We start from the raw sequence: 19,230 nt of genomic DNA, 5'->3' as shown, positions 1-19,230 counted from the left end.
GCGGCTGCCGGACAGGGACGAGGAGGCCGGCCCCGGCCAGCCGACCTCTTGCGTCGCGGGGCAGCGCGGCACGCTTGCGTTAGAATGGCGTGGTGAGACACCAGGCAGAACCCCGCAACATCTATCTCGTCGGCATCATGGGCGCCGGCAAGACGACCGTCGGCAAGGCCCTCGCCAAGCGCCTCGGCTACCGCTTTCTCGACTCCGACCATGAAGTCGAGGAGCGTACCGGCGTCAGTCTGGCCACCATCTTCGAAATCGAAGGCGAGGATGGCTTCCGCAAACGCGAAGCGCAACTCATCGCCGAGTTGGCCGAGCTCAGGCAGCATGTCGTGGCCACCGGTGGCGGCTCCGTCCTGCGACCGGAAAACCGGCTGGCGCTGCGCTCGAGCGGCACGGTGGTCTATCTCGACGTGCCGCTCCACACGCTCCACGAACGGACGCGCCACGATCGCAAGCGGCCACTGCTGCAGGTCAGCGATCCGCGCCAGAAGCTGCGCGAACTGCTGGCACAGCGCGACCCGCTTTACCGCGAGGTGGCGGACCTGACGATCTCGGGCAGCCACATCACTGCGCAGGCGATTCTCAATCTGCTGCTCAAGGAAGAGGGTGAAGCATGGAAACGCTGACTCTTGCACTGGGAGATCGCTCCTACCCCATCCACGTCGGTCGTTCGCTGCTCGACCGCCCCGAACTGCTGTTGCCCTCGCTGCGGCAGAAGAAGGCGGCGATCGTCAGCAACACGACCGTGGCGCCGCTGTACCTGCGGCGATTGGCCGATCCGCTGCTGCAAGCCGGCGTCGAAGTGGTCGAGGTCGTCTTGCCCGATGGCGAGGAGTTCAAGGACTGGCGAACGCTGAACTCGATCTTCGATGCGCTCATTGCCGGTCGCTGCGAACGTTCGACGACGCTGATCGCTCTCGGTGGCGGCGTCGTCGGCGATGTCGCCGGCTTTGCCGCTGCCTGCTTCCAGCGCGGCATGCCGTTCGTCCAGGTGCCGACGACGCTTCTGGCGCAGGTCGATTCATCGGTTGGTGGCAAGACGGCGATCAACCATCCGCAGGGAAAGAACATGATTGGCGCCTTCCACCAGCCGCGACTGGTGCTGGCGGATACCGATACCCTGACGACCTTGTGCGATCGCGAGCTGCGCGCCGGCCTTGCCGAAGTGATCAAGTACGGGCTGATCCGGGATCTGGCGTTCCTCGAGTGGCTCGAGATGAACCTCGAGCGCCTGCTGGCACGCGAGCCGGCGGCGCTGGCGGCTGCGGTGGTCGCCTCCTGTCGCAACAAGGCCGAGGTCGTCGCCGCGGATGAGCGTGAAGCCGGCGAGCGGGCCCTGCTGAACCTGGGTCATACCTTCGGGCATGCGATCGAGACCGGTGTTGGCTACGGCGAGTGGCTGCACGGTGAAGCGGTCGCTGCAGGGACGATGATGGCGGCGCAACTGTCGCATCAACTCGGCTGCATCGACCGTCACGACCTAGCCCGGGTCGAGCGCCTGCTGCAGCGCGCCGGTTTGCCGGTTGCTGGCCCCATGCTCCCCGTCGATCGCTACCTGGAGCTCATGCAGCACGACAAGAAGGTGCAGGATGGCCGCTTGCGGGTGGTTCTGCTGCAGCGGCTCGGGCGCGCGGTGCTGACCGACCAGGCATCGCTGGCCCAGGTGCGACAGGCGATCGCCGATCGTACGGCGCATGCGTGAGCTGGCGCCCTATGCGGTCAGCGAGGCCAACTCGCGCGGCCGGCGGCATGTGGACTCGGCCCCCGTCCAGCGCACCGAATTCCAGCGCGACCGCGATCGCATCGTGCACTCGACCGCCTTCCGCCGGCTCGAGTACAAGACGCAGGTGTTCGTAAACCATGAAGGTGACCTCTTTCGCACCCGCCTGACGCATAGCCTCGAGGTGGCACAGATCGCCCGCGGCATCGCGCGCGCGCTGCGGCTCAATGAAGACCTCGTCGAAGCCATCTCACTGGCACACGACCTCGGTCACACCCCATTCGGCCACGCCGGCCAGGAGGCGCTCAACGAGTGCATGCGTGCGCACGGCGGCTTCGAGCACAATCTGCAGAGCCTGCGGACGGTCGACCTGCTCGAAGAGCGCTACCCCACGTTCGACGGTCTCAATCTGTGCTTCGAAACGCGCGAAGGGATCGTCAAGCATTGTTCGCGGGAAAACGCTCGCCTGCTCGGCGACTTGGGCGAGCGCTTCCTGAAGGGCACGCAGCCTTCCCTGGAAGCACAAGTCTGCAACCAGGCCGATGAAATCGCCTACAACAACCACGATGTCGACGATGGGCTACGTGCCGGACTGATCAGCCTGGAGCAACTGGTCGAAGTGCCACTCTTCGCCGAGCATGCTGCCGATGCCCGCCGGCACCATCGGGGGCTCGTCGGGCGCCGTCTGATCCATGAGACGATCCGGCGAATGATCAATGCGCTCGTCTGCGACCTGATCGCGGCCACCGCCAGGAACATCGCCGAGCATCAGCCGGCCGACATCGGCGCGGTGCGGCAAGCGCCAGAACTGGTCGCTTTCTCCGACAACCTCGGTGAAGCGCAGCGGAACCTGAAGCGTTTCCTGCGCGCCCATCTCTACGAGCACTACCAGGTCCGTCGCATGGCCAGCAAGGCGCGGCGAATCGTCAGCGATCTGTTCCTTGCTTTCACCTCCGATGTCCGCCTGCTGCCGCCGCAATACCAGGCGCCGGCCGATGCGGAGCGGGTGCGCAGGGTCGCCGATTACATTGCCGGGATGACCGACCGCTACGCGATCCGCGAGCACCGGCGCCTGTTTTGCGTCGATGAACGCTGAAAGGAAGCCCCGCGGTCGAATTGCGGTCCGCTGCGGGGCCGCCGCTCAGGGTGCTGGCCAGTCCTTGATGTAGGCCTTGAGCAGCTTGTTCTCCATGTTCCGCTCCTCGAGCACCGCCTTCGCGACGTCGTGAAAGGAGACGATGCCGACGATCGTGTCTTCCTCCATCACCGGTACATAGCGCGTGTGCGAATCGACCATCATGCGGCGCAGTTCGTCGACGTCCATGTCCGGATGTGCGGTTGGTGGATTCCGGTCCATCGCCTCGACGACGAGGATTTCGGCGATCGGCGGCGTCGGGCCGACACGACGCTCGGTCTGGCGTTTGGCCAGGATCAGGAGCACTTCGCGGAAGGTCAGCATCCCTGCCAGCTTGCCTCCGTCCATGACGATCGCCGAGCCGATGTCGTTGTCAGCCATCATGATGACGGCTTCGGACAGTGGCGAGTCCGGATGCACGGTAAAAAGAGCGGAATCCTTGACCTGCAGAACTTCTCTTACCTCCATGGTACCCCCTCGATAAAGGATGGCTGGTTGCGAAGCCAGTCCATGTTTCGCGATGATTCTATCAGATGTCAAACGACATCCGGAAATGCGACGAGACTTCCTGCGCCCGGGCGTTGCCACCGTACCGACGCGTGCCTCGCTCGCGCCGGCCGAAGAGGCGGCCGACGCCGCGCCCCGAGTCAGCCATCCCAGAACAAACGCCCGCGCTAGCGGGCGTTTGTCCGTCTCGGCCGTTGTTTGAGAGGGCGGCGGCTCAGCTCTTCAGCGACGCCAGCACCTCATCGAGCATCTTCTTCGCATCGCCGAACAGCATGCGATTGTTCTCCTTGTAGAACAGCGGGTTGTCGACACCGGCATAGCCCGACGCCATGCTTCGCTTCATCACGATCGAGGTCTTGGCCTTCCAGACTTCGAGCACCGGCATGCCGGCGATCGGGCTGTTCGGGTCGTCCTGTGCTCCCGGGTTCACGATGTCATTGGCGCCGATGATCATCGCGACGTCGGTCTGCGGGAAGTCGTCGTTGAGCTCGTCCATTTCCTGAACGATGTCGTAGGGTACCTTGGCCTCGGCCAGCAGCACGTTCATGTGCCCTGGCATGCGCCCTGCCACCGGATGGATGCCGAAACGGACATTGACACCCTTCTCGCGCAGCAGCTTGGTGATCTCGTAAACGGTATGCTGGGCCTGCGCCACTGCCATGCCGTAACCGGGAACGATGATGACGTTCTTGGCTTCGCGCAGCAGTTCCGCCGTGTCGCCAGCGGTGACCGCGACCACTTCACCGGCCGGTTGCGCTCCGGCTGCAGCCGGCGTACCGCCGGTCGTGCCGAAGCCCCCGGCGATGACGCTGATGAAATGCCGGTTCATCGCCGCACACATGATGTACGAGAGAATCGCACCGCTCGATCCGACCAGCGCGCCCGTGACGATCAGCAGATCATTCGAGAGCATGAAGCCGGTGGCTGCCGCGGCCCAGCCGGAGTAGCTGTTGAGCATCGAGACGACGACCGGCATGTCGGCGCCGCCGATCGCCATCACCATGTGGATGCCGAAGAGCAGCGCGATGGCGGTCATCACCACCAACGGCAGCATGCCCTCACTCAACGAGTGGGCGTTGATGAACTCGCGTCCGAACCAGATCACCACCAGCAGTCCGGCCAGGTTGATCCAGTGGCGCGCCGGCAGCAACATCGGGTTGCCGGAAATCTTGCCGGACAGCTTGCCAAAGGCGATCACCGAGCCGGAGAAGGTGACGGCGCCGATCAGGATGCCGACGTAGATCTCGATTTCGTGGATGGTCTTCTCGGCGCCACTCATCTGTGCCGAAGCGGCCGGGTCGATGTAGTTGGCGAAGCCGACCAGCATCGCCGCCAAGCCGACCAGGCTGTGCATCAGCGCGACCAGCTCGGGCATCTGCGTCATCTGCACCGTGCGCGCGGCATAGACACCGATGCCCGCGCCCGCCGCCATCGCGGCGATGATCCAGGCGTAGCCGGCGGCGCCGACGCGCGGGCCGAAGACCGTTGCCAGAACGGCGATGGTCATGCCGATGATGCCGTAGAGATTGCCCCGGCGAGACGTCTCGGGGTGGCTCAGGCCACCGAGGCAAAGTATGAAGAGGATGGTTGCACCGAGATAGGAAACGGTTGCCAGGCTTTCGGACATGATCGTCGTCTCCTATTTGCGGAACATTGCCAGCATGCGCTGGGTGACGGCGAAACCGCCGAACATGTTGATCGTCGCCAGAATGATGGCGCCGACCGCGAGCCAGCGAATCCAGTCCTCGGGACGCGCCACCGCGCCATCTGCCAGTGGCGGTGCGATCTGCACGAGAGCACCGATCGCGATGATGCTGCTGATCGCGTTGGTGACGCTCATCAGCGGCGTGTGCAGGGCGGGCGTGACATTCCAGACCACCATGTAGCCGACGAAGCAGGCAAGGACGAAGACCGTGAAGTGGCCGAGGAAGGCTGCCGGTGCGCCAGCACCGATGCCCCAGAAGATCAGCGCGCCCGCGGCGAAGAGCAGGCCGACCGCGGTGCTCGAGGCCGACGATCCGCCCTTGCCGTGACCGTGCGACTTGGCGGCAGGCTTGACGGCGGCAGCGGCGGGTGCCGCTGCCGGTGCCATCGACAGCGTCGGTGCCGGCGGCGGCCAGGTGATGTTGCCCTCCTTGACGACCGTCGTGCCGCGGATGACTTCATCCTCCATGTTGACGTCGATCACGCCGTCCTTGCCCTTGCACAGTTCCTCGCTCAACCGGAAGAGGTTGGTGGCGTAGAGGGTGCTCGACTGCTTCGACAGGCGGCTCGGCAGGTCGGAATAGCCGATGATCGTCACGCCGTGCCTGACGACGACCTTGCCCGGCTCGGTGAGCTCGCAGTTGCCACCCTGCTCGGCTGCCATGTCGACGATGATGCTGCCGGGCTTCATCGACTGCACCATCTCGGCGGTGATCAGCCGCGGCGCCGGCTTGCCCGGGATCAGCGCAGTCGTGATGATGATGTCCACCTCCTTCGCCTGCTTGGCGAAGGTCTCACGTTGCGCTTTCTGGAAGCCTTCGCTCATCACCTTGGCGTAGCCCCCTACCCCGGAACCTTCCTCCTGATAATCGACGGCGACGAACTCGCCACCCATCGACTTGACCTGATCCGCCACTTCCGGGCGGGTGTCGTTGGCGCGCACGATCGCGCCCAGTCCCGAGGCGGCACCGATCGCCGCCAGGCCGGCGACACCGGCACCGATGACGAACACCTTGGCCGGCGGTACCTTGCCGGCGGCGGTGATCTGGCCGGTAAAGAAGCGGCCGAAATGATGTGCCGCCTCGATCACCGCGCGGTAGCCGGCGATGTTCGCCATCGAACTCAGGGCATCGAGCTTCTGCGCCCGCGAAATGCGCGGTACGCTGTCCATCGCCAGTACCGTGGCCTTGCGCGCAGCCAACTGCTGCAACAGCTCGGGATTCTGTGCCGGCCAGATGAAGCTGACGAGTGTCCCGCCCTCGCGCAGCAGCCCGACTTCTTCGCTCGATGGGCCGCGGACCTTGAAGACGATGTCCGACGAAGACCACAGGCCGGCCGCGTCGGCGACGATCTCCGCACCTGCGGCACGGTAATCCTCGTCGGAAACGTTTGCCATCTCGCCGGCGCCGGATTCCACGGCAACGCTGAAACCCAGCTTGATCAACTTCTCGACGACTTCGGGTACGGTGGCGACCCGTCTTTCCCCCGGTGCCGTTTCCCTTGGCACCCCGATTTTCATTGGCATTCAGTCCTCCATTGCTAGTTGCTCGTTCTTCGAGTCCACGCATTCAAAAAGACCAGTCCGCACCCCGCCCGCGGCTGGTCCCCCAAGAAGCCACACCTGCCCTGTCGAAAACGATCCTGCCTCGACATCCCATCCTGTTGCTGCCGTCGGTCGCGGCTACCGCCTCACCCTTGTCGGCTGCTGCGCGAACGGCTGCAGCCTTCGCCCGCGCCTCCACGCGCCAGCTTACCACAAGCGTAAAGCCAAATTTACCATGCGCTGGCCACCGCAGGGCACCGCATGGCCGAGTCATCACGGCCGTCTCGAAGACGACAGCCCGTTTCGGCGCCAGCGCGACACGGCCTGCCGCGCATGCGCCGGCCGGTCTTGCAGCGCTTGGGCCGCCGCAGCACAACCGGGCTCTGCGAGTGGACCGCCGTTGCGCAGCCAGGAGACCCGCACAGCCAAGTCTGACCGGACGACGGCACGCATCTTGCTTCTCCGATCACTGTTCCGCCCGGGTCACGCGTCGCCGCCGTCGTCGCTGCTGTTGTTGCCCCATCGTGGGGCACCAGCGTCGCCTGCGCGCCCCCCTGTGGTGCGGTGCAGCATCTTGTCGCGACGGTGCTTTGCGAGTATAGTCGCGGGTCGCGCGGAGTGGCCGGAACGGCCGCGTCGTACCGGAACGGCGGCTGTTGCGAGCAAAGCGGTTCGCTTGCCGTCCAAGTTTTGTGAGGATTCGAGAGTGATGGATTCCGCCATACCTGAAAGGCAGGGTCTCTACGACCCGGCCAACGAGCATGATGCCTGCGGCGTCGGTTTCGTCGCGCATATCCAGGGCAAGAAGAGTCACTCGATCATCGAGCAGGGCCTGATGATCCTGCGAAACCTCGATCATCGCGGAGCGGTCGGTGCCGACCCCCTGATGGGTGATGGCGCCGGCATCCTGGTCCAGATTCCTGACGACTTCTACCGCGCAGAGATGGCGAAGCAGGGCGTCGAACTGCCGCCAGCCGGCGACTACGGCGTCGGCATGGTGTTCCTGCCGCAGGAATCGGCGTCACGCCTGGCCTGCCAGGAGGAGATCGAACGCGCCGTGCGCTCCGAGCATCAGGTGGTGCTCGGCTGGCGCGACGTGCCGGTCGATCATTCCATGGCGATGTCGCCGACGGTGCGCGCGCGCGAGCCGGTGATCCGCCAGATCTTCGTCGGCCGAGGCGCCGATGTCATGGTAACCGATGCCCTCGAGCGCAAGTTGTACGTCATCCGCCGTCGGGCGGCGAACGCCATCGGAGCACTCGGCCTGAAGCACGGCAAGGAGTTCTACCAGCCGTCGATGTCGGCGCGGACGGTCGTCTACAAGGGCCTGCTGCTCGCCGACCAAGTGGGAGAGTACTACGCGGACCTGCGGGATCGCCGCTGCGTCTCGGCAATGGCACTGGTTCATCAGCGCTTCTCGACCAATACCTTCCCGACCTGGAGGCTGGCGCACCCGTTCCGGATGATCGCGCACAACGGCGAGATCAATACCCTGCGCGGCAACTACAACTGGATGCGGGCGCGCGAGAAGGGAACGTCGTCGCCCCTGTTGGCAGGCGACCTCGAGAAGATCTGGCCGCTGATCTACCCTGGCCAGTCCGACTCGGCATCGTTCGACAATGCGCTGGAACTGTTGGTGATGGGCGGCTACTCGCTGGCGCATGCGATGATGATGCTGATTCCCGAGGCGTGGGAGTCGCACACCCTGATGGACGAGAAGCGCAGCGCGTTCTACAAGTACCATGCAGCGATGATCGAGCCCTGGGATGGACCGGCGGCGGTCGCGTTCACCGATGGCCGCCAGATCGGCGCCACGCTCGATCGCAACGGCCTGCGTCCGGCCCGTTACCTGGTGACTGACGACGATCTCGTGGTCATGGCCTCGGAGGCGGGCGTGCTGCCCATACCGGAGGAGCGGATCGTCCGCAAGTGGCGCCTGCAGCCGGGGAAGATGTTCCTCATCGATCTCGAGCAGGGGCGGATCATCGACGACGCCGAACTCAAGGACACGCTCGCCCGCGGCCGGCCATACCAGGACTGGCTCGGCCGGATCAACATCAAGCTCGACGAACTGCCGGCGCCGCACGCGGTTCCGGCAGGCGTCCATCCGACGGCGTTGCTCGATCGGCAGCAGGCCTTCGGCTACACGCAGGAGGACATCAAGTTCATCCTCGAGCCGATGGCGGGCTCCGGCGAGGAAGCAACGGGCTCGATGGGCAACGATTCGCCACTCGCCGTCCTTTCGGACCGCAGCAAACCGCTGTTCAATTATTTCCGGCAGCTCTTCGCGCAGGTGACCAACCCGCCGATCGACCCGATCCGGGAACAGCTGGTGATGTCCTTGGTCTCGTTCATCGGGCCGAAGCCAAACCTGCTCGGCATCAACGAGATCAATCCACCCTATCGCCTCGAGGTGTCGCAGCCGGTGCTCGATTTCGACCACATGGCGAAGCTGCGGCGGATCGCAACCTACACCGGCAACAAGTTCCACTCGGCGGAGCTCGACATCTGCTATCCGCTGGCCTGGGGTCGGCAGGGGGTTGAAGCCCGCCTGGCATCGCTGTGCGCCGAGGCGGAAGATCATGTGCACAAGGGTTCCAGCATCCTGATCGTTTCCGATCGCCGGCTCGACGCCGAGCACGTCGCCATCCCCGCCCTGCTCGCCACCTCGGCGGTGCATCAGCACCTGGTGACGAAGGGGCTGCGGACGCGCGTCGGTCTCGTCGTCGAGACCGGTGCCGCGCGCGAGACGCACCATTTCGCTGTCCTCGCCGGTTATGGGGCGGAAGCGGTTCACCCCTATCTCGCGCTGGAAACGTTGCAGGACCTGGCGGGCAACGATCCGGTGAAGGGCGACAAGGCAATCAAGCACTTCATCAAGGGCGTGGGCAAGGGCCTCCTGAAGGTCATGTCCAAGATGGGCATCTCGACCTACATGTCGTACACCGGCGCGCAGATTTTCGAGGCCGTCGGACTTCAGAAGAGGATGGTGGACAAGTACTTCACCGGCACCTCGACGCAGGTCGAGGGCATCGACGTCTTCGACGTCATGGAGGAGGCGATCCGTCTGCATGTGCAGGCCTTCGGCGACGATCCGGTCCTGGCGACGATGCTCGATGCCGGTGGCGAGTATGCCTACCGGGTGCGCGGCGAGGAGCACATGTGGACCCCCGAAGCGATCGCCAAGCTGCAGCATTCGACACGCAGCGGCAGGTACGAGAGCTACAGGGAGTATGCCCGCCTGATCAACGAACAGACGAAACGCCACATGACCCTGCGCGGCCTGTTCGAGCTCAAGCCGGCCGGGCAGCCGCCGCTGCCGCTCGCCGAGGTCGAAGCGGCGACAGAGATCGTCAAGCGCTTCACCACTGGTGCGATGTCGCTCGGTTCGATTTCGACCGAGGCACACAGCACGCTGGCGATCGCGATGAACCGCATCGGCGGCAAGTCGAACACCGGTGAGGGCGGCGAGGATCCGGCGCGCTTCAGGGCCCTGCAGGGTGGCGAGATGCTGTCCGACGTGCTCGGCAAGTCGCGCGTCGAGCGCGACTACCGGTTGCAGCCGGGTGACAGCCTGCGTTCGGCGATCAAGCAGGTCGCATCGGGGCGCTTTGGCGTCACCGCCGAGTACCTGGTAAACGCCGACCAGCTGCAGATCAAGATGGCGCAGGGTGCGAAACCCGGCGAGGGCGGCCAGTTGCCCGGCCACAAGGTATCCGAGTACATCGGCTTCCTGCGCCATTCGGTACCGGGAGTGGGCCTGATCTCGCCGCCCCCGCACCACGACATCTACTCGATCGAGGATCTGGCGCAACTGATTCACGACCTCAAGAATGCCAACCCGAAGGCATCGATCAGCGTCAAGCTGGTCTCGGAAGTCGGAGTCGGCACGGTGGCTGCCGGCGTCACCAAGGCCAAGGCCGACCATCTGGTCATCGCTGGCCATGATGGCGGTACCGGTGCCAGTCCGCAGTCGTCGATCAAGCATGCCGGTTCGCCGTGGGAGCTCGGTCTCGCCGAGACGCAGCAGACGCTCGTGCTCAACGGGTTGCGGGGCCGCGTCCGGGTGCAGGTCGATGGACAGATCAAGACCGGGCGCGACGTCGTCGTCGGTGCGCTGCTGGGAGCCGACGAGTTCGGTTTTGCGACCGCGCCGCTGGTGGTCGAGGGCTGCATCATGATGCGCAAATGCCACCTCAACACCTGCCCGGTCGGCGTCGCGACGCAGGATCCGGTCCTGCGTCGCCGCTTCTCCGGCCAGCCGGAGCACGTCGTCAATTTCTTCTTCTTCATCGCCGAGGAAGTCCGCGAGCTGATGGCGCAACTCGGCATCCGTCGTTTCAACGATCTGATCGGGCGCAGCGACCTGCTCGACATGCAGCACGGGATCAGCCACTGGAAGGCGAAGGGGCTCGATTACAGCCGCATCTTCCATCGCCCGGCCAACGCCAGCGGCGCCGCCGTCTTCCATTGCGAGGAGCAGGATCACGGTCTGGCGAAGGCGCTCGACCGGCAACTGATCGACCTGGCCCGGCCGGCGATCGACAACGGCGAACGTGTCACGCTCGATCTGCCGCTGCGCAACATCAATCGCACCGTCGGCGCAATGCTCTCCGGACGCATTGCCGAGCGCTACGGGCGAGCGGGCCTGCCCGACGGGACGATCGAGATTCGCTTCCGGGGAACCGCCGGTCAGGCCTTCGGCGCCTTCCTGGCGCGCGGCGTCACCCTCGACCTCGTCGGCGAGGCCAATGACTACGTCGGCAAGGGCCTCTCCGGCGGACGCATCATCGTTCGTCCGAGCGCCGGCTTCCGTGGTGAGAGCCGCAGCAACATCATCGTCGGCAACACCGTCCTCTACGGCGCGACCGAGGGCGAAGTCTTCTTCGCCGGTGTCGCGGGTGAGCGCTTTGCCGTGCGCAACTCCGGTGCGACCGCGGTCGTTGAGGGCGTCGGCGATCACGGCTGCGAGTACATGACCGGCGGCACCGTCATCGTTCTCGGCATGACCGGGCGCAACTTCGCCGCCGGCATGTCGGGCGGCGTCGCCTACGTCTTTGACGAGGAAGGGACCTTCGCCTCCCGCTGCAACATGGCGCAGGTGTCGCTCGAGCCGGTCGAGGAGGAGCTGCTGGCGCGCCAGGGCAGCGAAGCCGGCGACGACCTGGAAGGCCACGGCAAGGTCGACGTCCGGCATCTGGGCGAGATCGATGAGGTCCTTCTCAGGGGGCTGATCGACAAGCACTATCGCTACACCAACAGCCGCCAGGCGCAACGCGTTCTGAACGATTGGGAGCGTCATCGCCGGCGCTTCGTCAAGGTGATGCCGCATGAGTATCGCCGGGTGCTCAGTGAGCTGGCGAAAAAGGAACCGGAGACCGTATAGAAATGGGCAAGCCGACAGGATTCATCGAGTACCAGCGTCTGGCTGAAGCGTCCGAGCCGGTTGCCGCACGCCTCAGGCACTACCGCGAGTTCGTCCTCACGCTGACTGACGAGCAGGCCAGCCTGCAGGGGGCGCGCTGCATGGATTGCGGCATTCCGTTCTGCAACAGCGGATGTCCGGTGAACAACATCATTCCCGACTGGAACGATCTCGTGTACCGTGGCCACTGGCAGCAGGCGCTGGCGGTCCTGCATTCGACCAACAACTTCCCGGAGTTCACCGGCCGCATCTGTCCGGCTCCGTGTGAAGCGGCCTGCACGCTCAACATCAACACGGATGCGGTGGGGATCAAGTCGATCGAGCATGCCATCGCCGACAAGGGCTGGCACGAGGGGTGGATCGTGCCGCAGCCGGCAGCGCATAAGACGGGCAGGAAGGTTGCCATCGTCGGTTCCGGACCGGCAGGCCTGGCTGCCGCACAGCAACTGGCACGCGTCGGCCACGCCGTCGTCGTGTACGAAAAGAGCGACCGCATCGGCGGCCTGCTGCGCTATGGCATCCCCGACTTCAAGCTGGAAAAGTCGCACATCGACCGCCGCGTCGAACAGATGCGCGCCGAAGGCGTCGACTTCCGGGTCGAACAGGAGGTTGGCGGCAGCGGGCCGGGCGCAGTCCCGGTTGCCCAACTGCTGGCCGACTACGATGCCCTGATCGTCGCCGGCGGCGCCGAGACGCCGCGGGATCTGCCGGTACCCGGGCGCGAGCTCGATGGCGTGCACTTCGCGATGGAGTTCCTGCCGCAGCAGAACAGGGTGAACGCCGGCGACCGCCCCCTGCAGCAGATCACCGCCACCGGCAAGCGGGTGGTCGTCATCGGCGGTGGCGATACCGGATCAGACTGCGTCGGTACGAGCAACCGCCAGGGTGCCCTGTCGGTTACCCAGTTCGAAGTGATGCCGCAGCCGCCGGCGCAGGAGGACAAGGCTCTGACCTGGCCTTACTGGCCGATGAAGCTGCGTACTTCGTCGTCGCACGAGGAAGGTTGCGCCCGCGACTTCGCCGTGTCGACCACGCAGTTCATTGGCGTGGGTGGCAAGCTCAAGGCCCTGCGCGTCGCTCGTGTCGACTGGAGCGGCGGGCGGATGAGCGAGATCCCGGGGAGCGAGACCGAGATTGCCGCCGACCTCGTCCTGCTTGCCATGGGCTTCGTGTCGCCGGTACGGCAGGGGTTGCTGGAGCATCTGGCGGTCGAGCTCGACGCGCGCGGCAACGTTCGCGCCACGACCGATGGCGTCGGCTGCTACGCCACCAGTGTGCCGCGGGTGTTTGCCGCGGGTGACATGCGCCGTGGACAGTCGCTGGTCGTCTGGGCGATTCGCGAGGGCCGGCAGTGCGCCCGCGAGGTCGATGCCTTCCTCATGGGGCGTTCGGACCTGCCGCGCTGACGCCTTGCCGTGCGGCGCCTTTCCAGATGGGCGCGGCAAGGCGTCCCATCCGGCACGGCCCGTCAGCGCAGCGTCGGAGGTATACTGTCGCCAGGATGCACGCACGGCAGAGATCCTGTTTCCTCTTACCCTGCACGTGCTCCTCTGTCTCCCGTGACCGAGCGTGACATTTTTGTCCCCGGCTCGCCACCGGATCTGGAACAATGCGTTGCAGCAGCGTGATCGCTGGTGTGGACTCCCGTAGCAGGCGCTGCCGGGTCCTCTCCATCAGCAAGCCGCTGCCGCCGGCCGGACCGCCGGCATGCGCAACAAGGACCAATCGTAGCGTCTGATCAGGTTTCAGCAATGAACATCGTCATTCTCGCCGCCGGCCAGGGCAAGCGCATGCACTCCAATCTGCCGAAGGTCCTGCATCCGCTGGCCGGCAAGGCGCTCGTCTCGCATGTCATCGACACCGCACGCGGTCTTGAGCCACAGCGAATCTGCATCGTATATGGGCATGGTGGCGAGGCAGTGCGCGCCGCCATCACGGCGCCTGATCTGGTCTGGGTGCTGCAGGAGCCACAATTGGGGACCGGGCACGCGCTGATGCAGGCCTTGCCGCACCTGGCGGCTGCCGGAACGACGCTGGTGCTCTATGGCGACGTGCCGCTGACCCGGGTGGAGACGCTGCAGCGGCTGTTGCATGCGGCACGGGACTCGCTGGCAGTGCTCACCGTCGAACTGGCCGACCCGGCCGGTTACGGCCGGATCGTCCGCAACGCTGCCGGCGACGTCGCGCGCATCGTCGAACAGAAGGACGCCTCGCCCGAGGAGCGCTCGATCCACGAGATCAATACCGGCATCATGGCCCTGCCGACAGCGCGCCTCGCCGAATGGCTGGGCCGCTTGTCGAACGACAATGCGCAGCAGGAGTACTACCTGACCGACATCGTCGGCATGGCGGTTGCCGACGATCTGCCGGTGCGCACCGCCCAGCCGCAGTCGAAATCGGAAGTGCTCGGGGTCAACAGCAAGGTGCAACTGGCCGAGCTCGAACGCGTCGCGCAACGCCGCATCGCCGACCAGTTGCTCGAGCAGGGTGTCCGCCTGGCAGACCCGGCCCGGATCGACGTGCGCGGCGAGCTGCTGTGTGGCCGCGACGTGTCCATCGACATCAACTGCGTCTTCGAGGGCAGGGTGGTACTGGACGAGGCCGTCGAAGTCGGGCCCTCCTGTGTGCTGAAAAACGCGCACATCGGCTCCGGCGCGCGCCTCGCCGCATTCAGCCACATCGAGGACGCAGTCGTCGGTCCGGATGGGGTGATCGGGCCGTTCGCCCGCCTGCGCCCCGGGACCGAACTCGGTCCGGGGGTGCATGTCGGCAATTTCGTCGAGCTGAAGAACAGCCGCTTCGCTGCCCAGTCGAAGGCCAACCATCTCGCCTACGTCGGTGATGCGGTCGTCGGCAGTCGCGTCAACATCGGGGCCGGAACCATCACCTGCAACTACGACGGCGCCAACAAGTTCCAGACGGTGATCGAGGACGACGCTTTCATCGGTTCCGACACGCAGTTGGTGGCGCCGGTGACCGTTGGTCGCGGCGCCACCCTCGGCGCCGGAACGACGCTGACCCGCGATGCCCCGGCAGACACGCTGACCATTTCGCGTGCCCGGCAAACCTCCATATCGGGCTGGAAACGGCCGCAGAAAATCAGGAAGTGAACTGACCATGTGTGGCATCGTAGCCGCGGTCGCCGACCGCAATATCGTTCCCGTCCTGCTCGAGGGCCTGCGCAAGCTCGAATACCGCGGCTACGACTCGGCGGGTCTCGCCCTGATCGACGACAGCGGCCTGCATCGGCTGCGCGCCGTCGGCCGGGTTGCCGAACTGACGGCGCAGGTCGATGAGACGCACGCTGCGGGCAACACCGGCATCGCACACACGCGCTGGGCGACGCACGGCGTGCCGTGCGAACGAAATGCCCATCCGCACATCTCCGGCGGGCTGGCCGTCGTCCATAACGGGATCATCGAGAACCACGAGTCGCTGCGCGGTCGCCTCAGGGATCTCGCCTATGTCTTCACTTCCGACACCGACACCGAGGTCGTCGCCCACCTGATTGCCCATGAGTTGAAGACAGAGAGCGACCTTCTCGCTGCCGTTCGGCGGGCGGTTGCGCAACTGCAGGGTGCCTACGCGATCGCCGTCGTCCGTGAAGCGGATCCGAGCCGGCTGGTTGTCGCGCGTGAAGGCGCGCCACTCCTTCTCGGTCTGAGTGGCGACGGGCTCTACGCCGCCTCCGATGCTTCGGCGCTGGTACAGGTCACGCGCCGGATGGTGTACCTCGAGAACGGCGACTGTGCCGAACTGACCCGCGACGGCTACCGCATTGCCCGCGTCGACGGTACACCCGTGGAGCGGCCGGAAAGTGAATCGCAGTTGTCGGCCGATGCGATCGAACTGGGCAACTACCGTCACTACATGCAGAAGGAGATCTTCGAGCAGCCGGTGGCTCTGGCGAACACCCTTGAAATGATCGGCGCCGCGCGCAGCATCCAGCCGGGCATCTTCGGCGCCGAGAGTGAGGAGCTTCTGCGCGGCGTGCGGCAGGTACTGATCATCGCCTGCGGTACCAGTTACCATGCCGGTCTCGTGGCGCGCTACTGGCTCGAGTCGATTGCCGGTGTCGCCTGCTCGGTGGAAGTGGCGAGCGAGTACCGCTATCGCGACTCGGTCGCCGATCCGCAGACCCTGGTTGTCACCATTTCCCAATCGGGTGAGACCGCCGACACTCTGGCGGCACTGCACTACGCCAGGTCTCTCGGCATGCACCGCACCCTGTGCATCTGCAATGTTCCCGAGTCGTCGCTGGTGCGCGAAAACAGCCTGCGGTTCATCACCCGTGCCGGTCCCGAGATCGGCGTGGCGTCGACCAAGGCCTTCACCACCCAACTCGCCGCTCTTTATCTGCTGACGCTGGTGCTTGCCAAGGTCCGCGACCGGCTCGACGCCGAGCGGGAGGCTGGCGAACTGCTGGCCATGCGACACCTGCCGATGGCGGTCAGCATGATCCTCGAGCTGGAGCCGCAGATCCGCGAGTGGGCCGAGTGTTTCTCTATGAAGCAGCATGCCCTGTTTCTCGGCCGTGGTCGGCATTATCCGATCGCCATGGAGGGCGCGCTCAAGCTGAAGGAGATCTCGTACATCCATGCCGAGGCCTATCCGGCCGGTGAACTGAAGCATGGTCCGCTGGCGCTGGTCGACCGGGAGATGCCGGTGATTGCCGTGGCGCCCAACGACGCCCTGCTGGAGAAGCTGAAGTCGAACCTGCAGGAAGTGCGGGCGCGCGGTGGCGAACTCTGGGTCTTTGCCGATGCCGACAGCGAGATGAAGGAATCGGACGGGATTCACGTGCTGCACCTGCCGGAGCATTACGGTGCCCTGTCGGCGCTGCTGCATGTCGTGCCGCTGCAGTTGCTCGCCTATCATGTCGCGCTGGTGCGCGGCACGGATGTGGACAAACCGCGCAACCTGGCGAAGTCGGTGACCGTCGAATGAGTCTGCGGGGTCGCCGTGGCGGCGACCCGCCTCAGTACTTGACGCGCGCGAAGTAGCTCTTCTCCGACGCATCGAGCGCCTGCCGCAGGGTGACGATTCCCATCTGCGCCAGCAGCGGCAGCATCCTGAGGAAGACCTCGGCCGTTGCACACGCGTCGCCGAGCGCGTTGTGCCGCCCGGCGATCACTACGCCGAGTCGCTCGGCGATGTGATCGAGCTGGTGCGAGTCCTGATTGGCGTGCAGCACGCCGGAAAGCAGCAGCGTGTCGAGGACCGGCTGCCTGAACACCACGCCTGTCGAATCCTCCTTCAACTGCAGGAAGCGCATGTCGAAGGCGGCGTTGTGGGCAACGAGAACGGTCTCGTTGCAGAAATCATGGAAGGCGGGCAGCACGACGTCGATCTGCGGCTGGCCGCGCACCATGTCGTCGGTGATGCCGTGAATGCGGACGCCCTCGGGCCGCAGGAGGCGTTGCGGGTCGACGAGCTGATCGAAGTTCTCGTGCCGCAGCAGGCGGCCATTGACGATGCGCACCGCGCCGATCTGGATGATCTCGTCGCCGGCAGCCGGTTCGAGTCCAGTGGTCTCGGTGTCGAAGACGGTGTAGGCCAGGTCGCCGAGCGGCCGGTCGAGATCGATGCTCTGGTCGCGGAAATGAAAGAGGTCGAAATCGTAGTATTCCGGGCGTACGCCCGGCTCGTCGCCGGCCGCTTGCGGCTGCAGGCTGTCGGGCAGGGCAACCGGCAGCACGAAGCGGAAGAAGCAGCGTGCGCTGGCCTTTTCGCGTTCGTACCAGATTTCCCCCCCGTGGCGGTCGATCACGTCGCGCAGCGACAGCGGCGAGCTCTCCGTCCCGAGGTGCATGGTCTCGTTTTCCCAGCTCGCGAACGTCTCCAGCGAGATGGCATGGTCGGCCCAGATCATGTCCAGGTAGGCCAGCCTGCCGAAAGGCAGCAGTCGGAAGCGCAGTTCAGGGATGCGATGCTGATGGACCAGTCTCGCAGCCAGGAAGCAGATCGAGAAAACGAGCGAGAAGCTCTCGGCGCGCAGCCAGACCGCCTCATCGATCTCCTCGTTGCCGGTTGCAAGTTGCAGCTCCTGCTCGATGCGACGCTGTGCGGCAACGACCAGATCGAGTCCCTGGACCTCTTCCAGCGGCCAGCGTGTCTTCAATGAATCGGCGAACTCGCTCATCGTCCGGTCGAGACGCTGGCTCATGCGGACGACCTCGTCGCTGATGATGCCCATGAAGCGGTCACGAATCTCCGGTTCGATGTCGGGGTAGTCGAGCAGGTTGCCCACTGCGACGCGGATGTTGGCCAGGCTGCCGCGGGTGCCGTCGGTCAGCGACTGCAGGACCTGATCGCGGCGGGACTCCTGTTCCAGGCTGCGGGTGATGTTCTCGACCGTCAGCACGTAGCCGGTCATCTCGCGCTGGTGCGGCGCGTCATCGGTCGCCAGGACGGGTACCAGTTGCACGCGCAGGAGTTGCCCGCCGCGTGTCGCCGTGATGAAGGTGGCGATTGCCGTCGCCGCGCCCTTGCGCAACCTCTGGCGGACGACGTCTAGGGCGTGGTCGATCTGACTGCGTTCGAGGATCGAGAAGATCGAGCGGCCGAGCCCGATCAGTGCGCCACCGGCGACTGCCGTGGTACCGAGCGCGAGTGCACGGAACTGCAGTCGCGCGCGGCTGTTGTAGAGCAGGATCCGTCCCTCGCGGTTGCACACCACGACCGCCTGGGCCAGTTCCGACATCAGCGCCGCGAGCCGGTTCTTTTCCTCCTCTACCGACGATTTGGCGGCGGCAATCTGTGCCGCGACATCGTCCATCAGGCCGTCACGCTGCTGCGCGAGATCGTTCGTCGCCACCGCCAGCAGGCGAACCTCCGGCGGTCCTTCCGGTGTGACGCGGAAGTTGCGGTTCGCCGCCAGCATCAGGCGCAGGTTCTCGGTCATCTTCAGCAGACCCTGGACATATTCCCGAAAGAGATAGCGTATGACCAGTAGACCGACGAAGAAGCCGAAGGCAGTCATCATCGTGCCCAGCGACAGGTGCGGCGCGAGCAGGCGGACGAGCGCCGCGCGCTCTTCCGCCTGGGCATCTGCCCAGACCAGTGCTGCCGTGATCAGGAAGGGGCCGGTCACCAGCAGGAAGAGGATGATGACCGAGATGACCAGACGAAGGCGCGCGTTCATTGTTCGGTGCTCGGCAAGGTTGCGGGGCAATGGTCGTGGAGGCCTCGCG

Annotated in this window: 11 protein-coding genes; 7 read left to right on the top strand and 4 right to left on the bottom strand. The window is 65.4% G+C overall.

What is annotated here, in order from left to right; all coding sequences use genetic code 11:
• Positions 1-137: 137 nt before the first annotated feature.
• Genes NFW30_RS16130 through NFW30_RS16120 form a run of 3 tightly spaced genes read left to right on the top strand, consistent with a single transcriptional unit; the run spans position 138 to position 2,819 of the window.
• Complete coding sequence (locus NFW30_RS16130; RefSeq protein ID WP_295357799.1) at positions 138-629, top strand: shikimate kinase; 492 nt, start codon at positions 138-140, stop codon at positions 627-629.
• Positions 617-1,705 (top strand): 3-dehydroquinate synthase, encoded by a 1,089-nt coding sequence (gene aroB / locus NFW30_RS16125; protein ID WP_295357687.1) that lies wholly within the window; start codon positions 617-619, stop codon positions 1,703-1,705. The genes NFW30_RS16130 and aroB overlap by 13 nt, the downstream gene beginning before the upstream one ends.
• Positions 1,698-2,819, top strand: coding sequence for a deoxyguanosinetriphosphate triphosphohydrolase (locus NFW30_RS16120; protein ID WP_295357690.1), 1,122 nt, complete (start codon positions 1,698-1,700; stop codon positions 2,817-2,819). Before aroB ends, NFW30_RS16120 begins: the two co-directional genes overlap by 8 nt.
• A 45-nt stretch (positions 2,820-2,864) precedes the next feature.
• Here NFW30_RS16120 and NFW30_RS16115 read toward each other — a convergent pair whose 3' ends face one another.
• The 3 genes from NFW30_RS16115 to NFW30_RS16105 form a co-directional block, all read right to left on the bottom strand.
• On the bottom strand, positions 2,865-3,326 hold the full coding sequence (locus NFW30_RS16115) for a CBS domain-containing protein (RefSeq protein ID WP_295357694.1): 462 nt from the start codon (positions 3,324-3,326) through the stop codon (positions 2,865-2,867).
• Between the two features lie 253 nt (positions 3,327-3,579).
• Positions 3,580-4,992 (bottom strand): Re/Si-specific NAD(P)(+) transhydrogenase subunit beta, encoded by a 1,413-nt coding sequence (gene pntB, locus NFW30_RS16110; protein ID WP_295357697.1) that lies wholly within the window; start codon positions 4,990-4,992, stop codon positions 3,580-3,582.
• Between the two features lie 12 nt (positions 4,993-5,004).
• On the bottom strand, positions 5,005-6,594 hold the full coding sequence (locus NFW30_RS16105) for a Re/Si-specific NAD(P)(+) transhydrogenase subunit alpha (protein ID WP_295357700.1): 1,590 nt from the start codon (positions 6,592-6,594) through the stop codon (positions 5,005-5,007).
• Between the two features lie 727 nt (positions 6,595-7,321).
• Here NFW30_RS16105 and gltB point away from each other — a divergent pair.
• From gltB to glmS, 4 genes are all read left to right on the top strand, one after another.
• Positions 7,322-11,998 (top strand): glutamate synthase large subunit, encoded by a 4,677-nt coding sequence (gltB, locus tag NFW30_RS16100; RefSeq protein ID WP_295357703.1) that lies wholly within the window; start codon positions 7,322-7,324, stop codon positions 11,996-11,998.
• 2 nt (positions 11,999-12,000) lie between these two features.
• Positions 12,001-13,443, top strand: coding sequence for a glutamate synthase subunit beta (locus NFW30_RS16095; protein ID WP_295357706.1), 1,443 nt, complete (start codon positions 12,001-12,003; stop codon positions 13,441-13,443).
• A gap of 345 nt (positions 13,444-13,788) precedes the next feature.
• Positions 13,789-15,147 carry a bifunctional UDP-N-acetylglucosamine diphosphorylase/glucosamine-1-phosphate N-acetyltransferase GlmU gene (glmU, locus tag NFW30_RS16090; protein WP_295357708.1) on the top strand — a complete coding sequence of 453 codons (1,359 nt, stop codon included), beginning with the start codon at positions 13,789-13,791 and terminating at the stop codon, positions 15,145-15,147.
• Positions 15,148-15,154: 7 nt separating this feature from the next.
• On the top strand, positions 15,155-16,984 hold the full coding sequence (gene glmS, locus NFW30_RS16085) for a glutamine--fructose-6-phosphate transaminase (isomerizing) (RefSeq protein WP_295357711.1): 1,830 nt from the start codon (positions 15,155-15,157) through the stop codon (positions 16,982-16,984).
• Between the two features lie 31 nt (positions 16,985-17,015).
• On the opposite strand, the gene NFW30_RS16080 is transcribed toward glmS, so the two are convergent.
• On the bottom strand, positions 17,016-19,181 hold the full coding sequence (locus NFW30_RS16080) for an exonuclease domain-containing protein (RefSeq protein ID WP_295357714.1): 2,166 nt from the start codon (positions 19,179-19,181) through the stop codon (positions 17,016-17,018).
• Between the last annotated feature and the right edge of the window lie 49 nt (positions 19,182-19,230).

The organism is Accumulibacter sp. (assembly GCF_023806635.1).
Classification (GTDB): domain Bacteria; phylum Pseudomonadota; class Gammaproteobacteria; order Burkholderiales; family Rhodocyclaceae; genus Accumulibacter.
This window is presented reverse-complemented; position numbering and strand designations above follow the sequence as displayed.

What these genes read in the sequence shown, in the direction of transcription:
- NFW30_RS16130 (WP_295357799.1), top strand. Translation starts at nt 138, where the DNA reads ATGGGCGCCGGCAAGACGACCGTCGGCAAGGCCCTCGCCAAGCGCCTC.
- aroB (WP_295357687.1), top strand. Translation starts at nt 617, where the DNA reads ATGGAAACGCTGACTCTTGCACTGGGAGATCGCTCCTACCCCATCCAC.
- NFW30_RS16120 (WP_295357690.1), top strand. Translation starts at nt 1,698, where the DNA reads ATGCGTGAGCTGGCGCCCTATGCGGTCAGCGAGGCCAACTCGCGCGGC.
- NFW30_RS16115 (WP_295357694.1), bottom strand. Translation starts at nt 3,326, where the DNA reads ATGGAGGTAAGAGAAGTTCTGCAGGTCAAGGATTCCGCTCTTTTTACC.
- pntB (WP_295357697.1), bottom strand. Translation starts at nt 4,992, where the DNA reads ATGTCCGAAAGCCTGGCAACCGTTTCCTATCTCGGTGCAACCATCCTC.
- NFW30_RS16105 (WP_295357700.1), bottom strand. Translation starts at nt 6,594, where the DNA reads ATGCCAATGAAAATCGGGGTGCCAAGGGAAACGGCACCGGGGGAAAGA.
- gltB (WP_295357703.1), top strand. Translation starts at nt 7,322, where the DNA reads ATGGATTCCGCCATACCTGAAAGGCAGGGTCTCTACGACCCGGCCAAC.
- NFW30_RS16095 (WP_295357706.1), top strand. Translation starts at nt 12,001, where the DNA reads ATGGGCAAGCCGACAGGATTCATCGAGTACCAGCGTCTGGCTGAAGCG.
- glmU (WP_295357708.1), top strand. Translation starts at nt 13,789, where the DNA reads ATGAACATCGTCATTCTCGCCGCCGGCCAGGGCAAGCGCATGCACTCC.
- glmS (WP_295357711.1), top strand. Translation starts at nt 15,155, where the DNA reads ATGTGTGGCATCGTAGCCGCGGTCGCCGACCGCAATATCGTTCCCGTC.
- NFW30_RS16080 (WP_295357714.1), bottom strand. Translation starts at nt 19,181, where the DNA reads ATGAACGCGCGCCTTCGTCTGGTCATCTCGGTCATCATCCTCTTCCTG.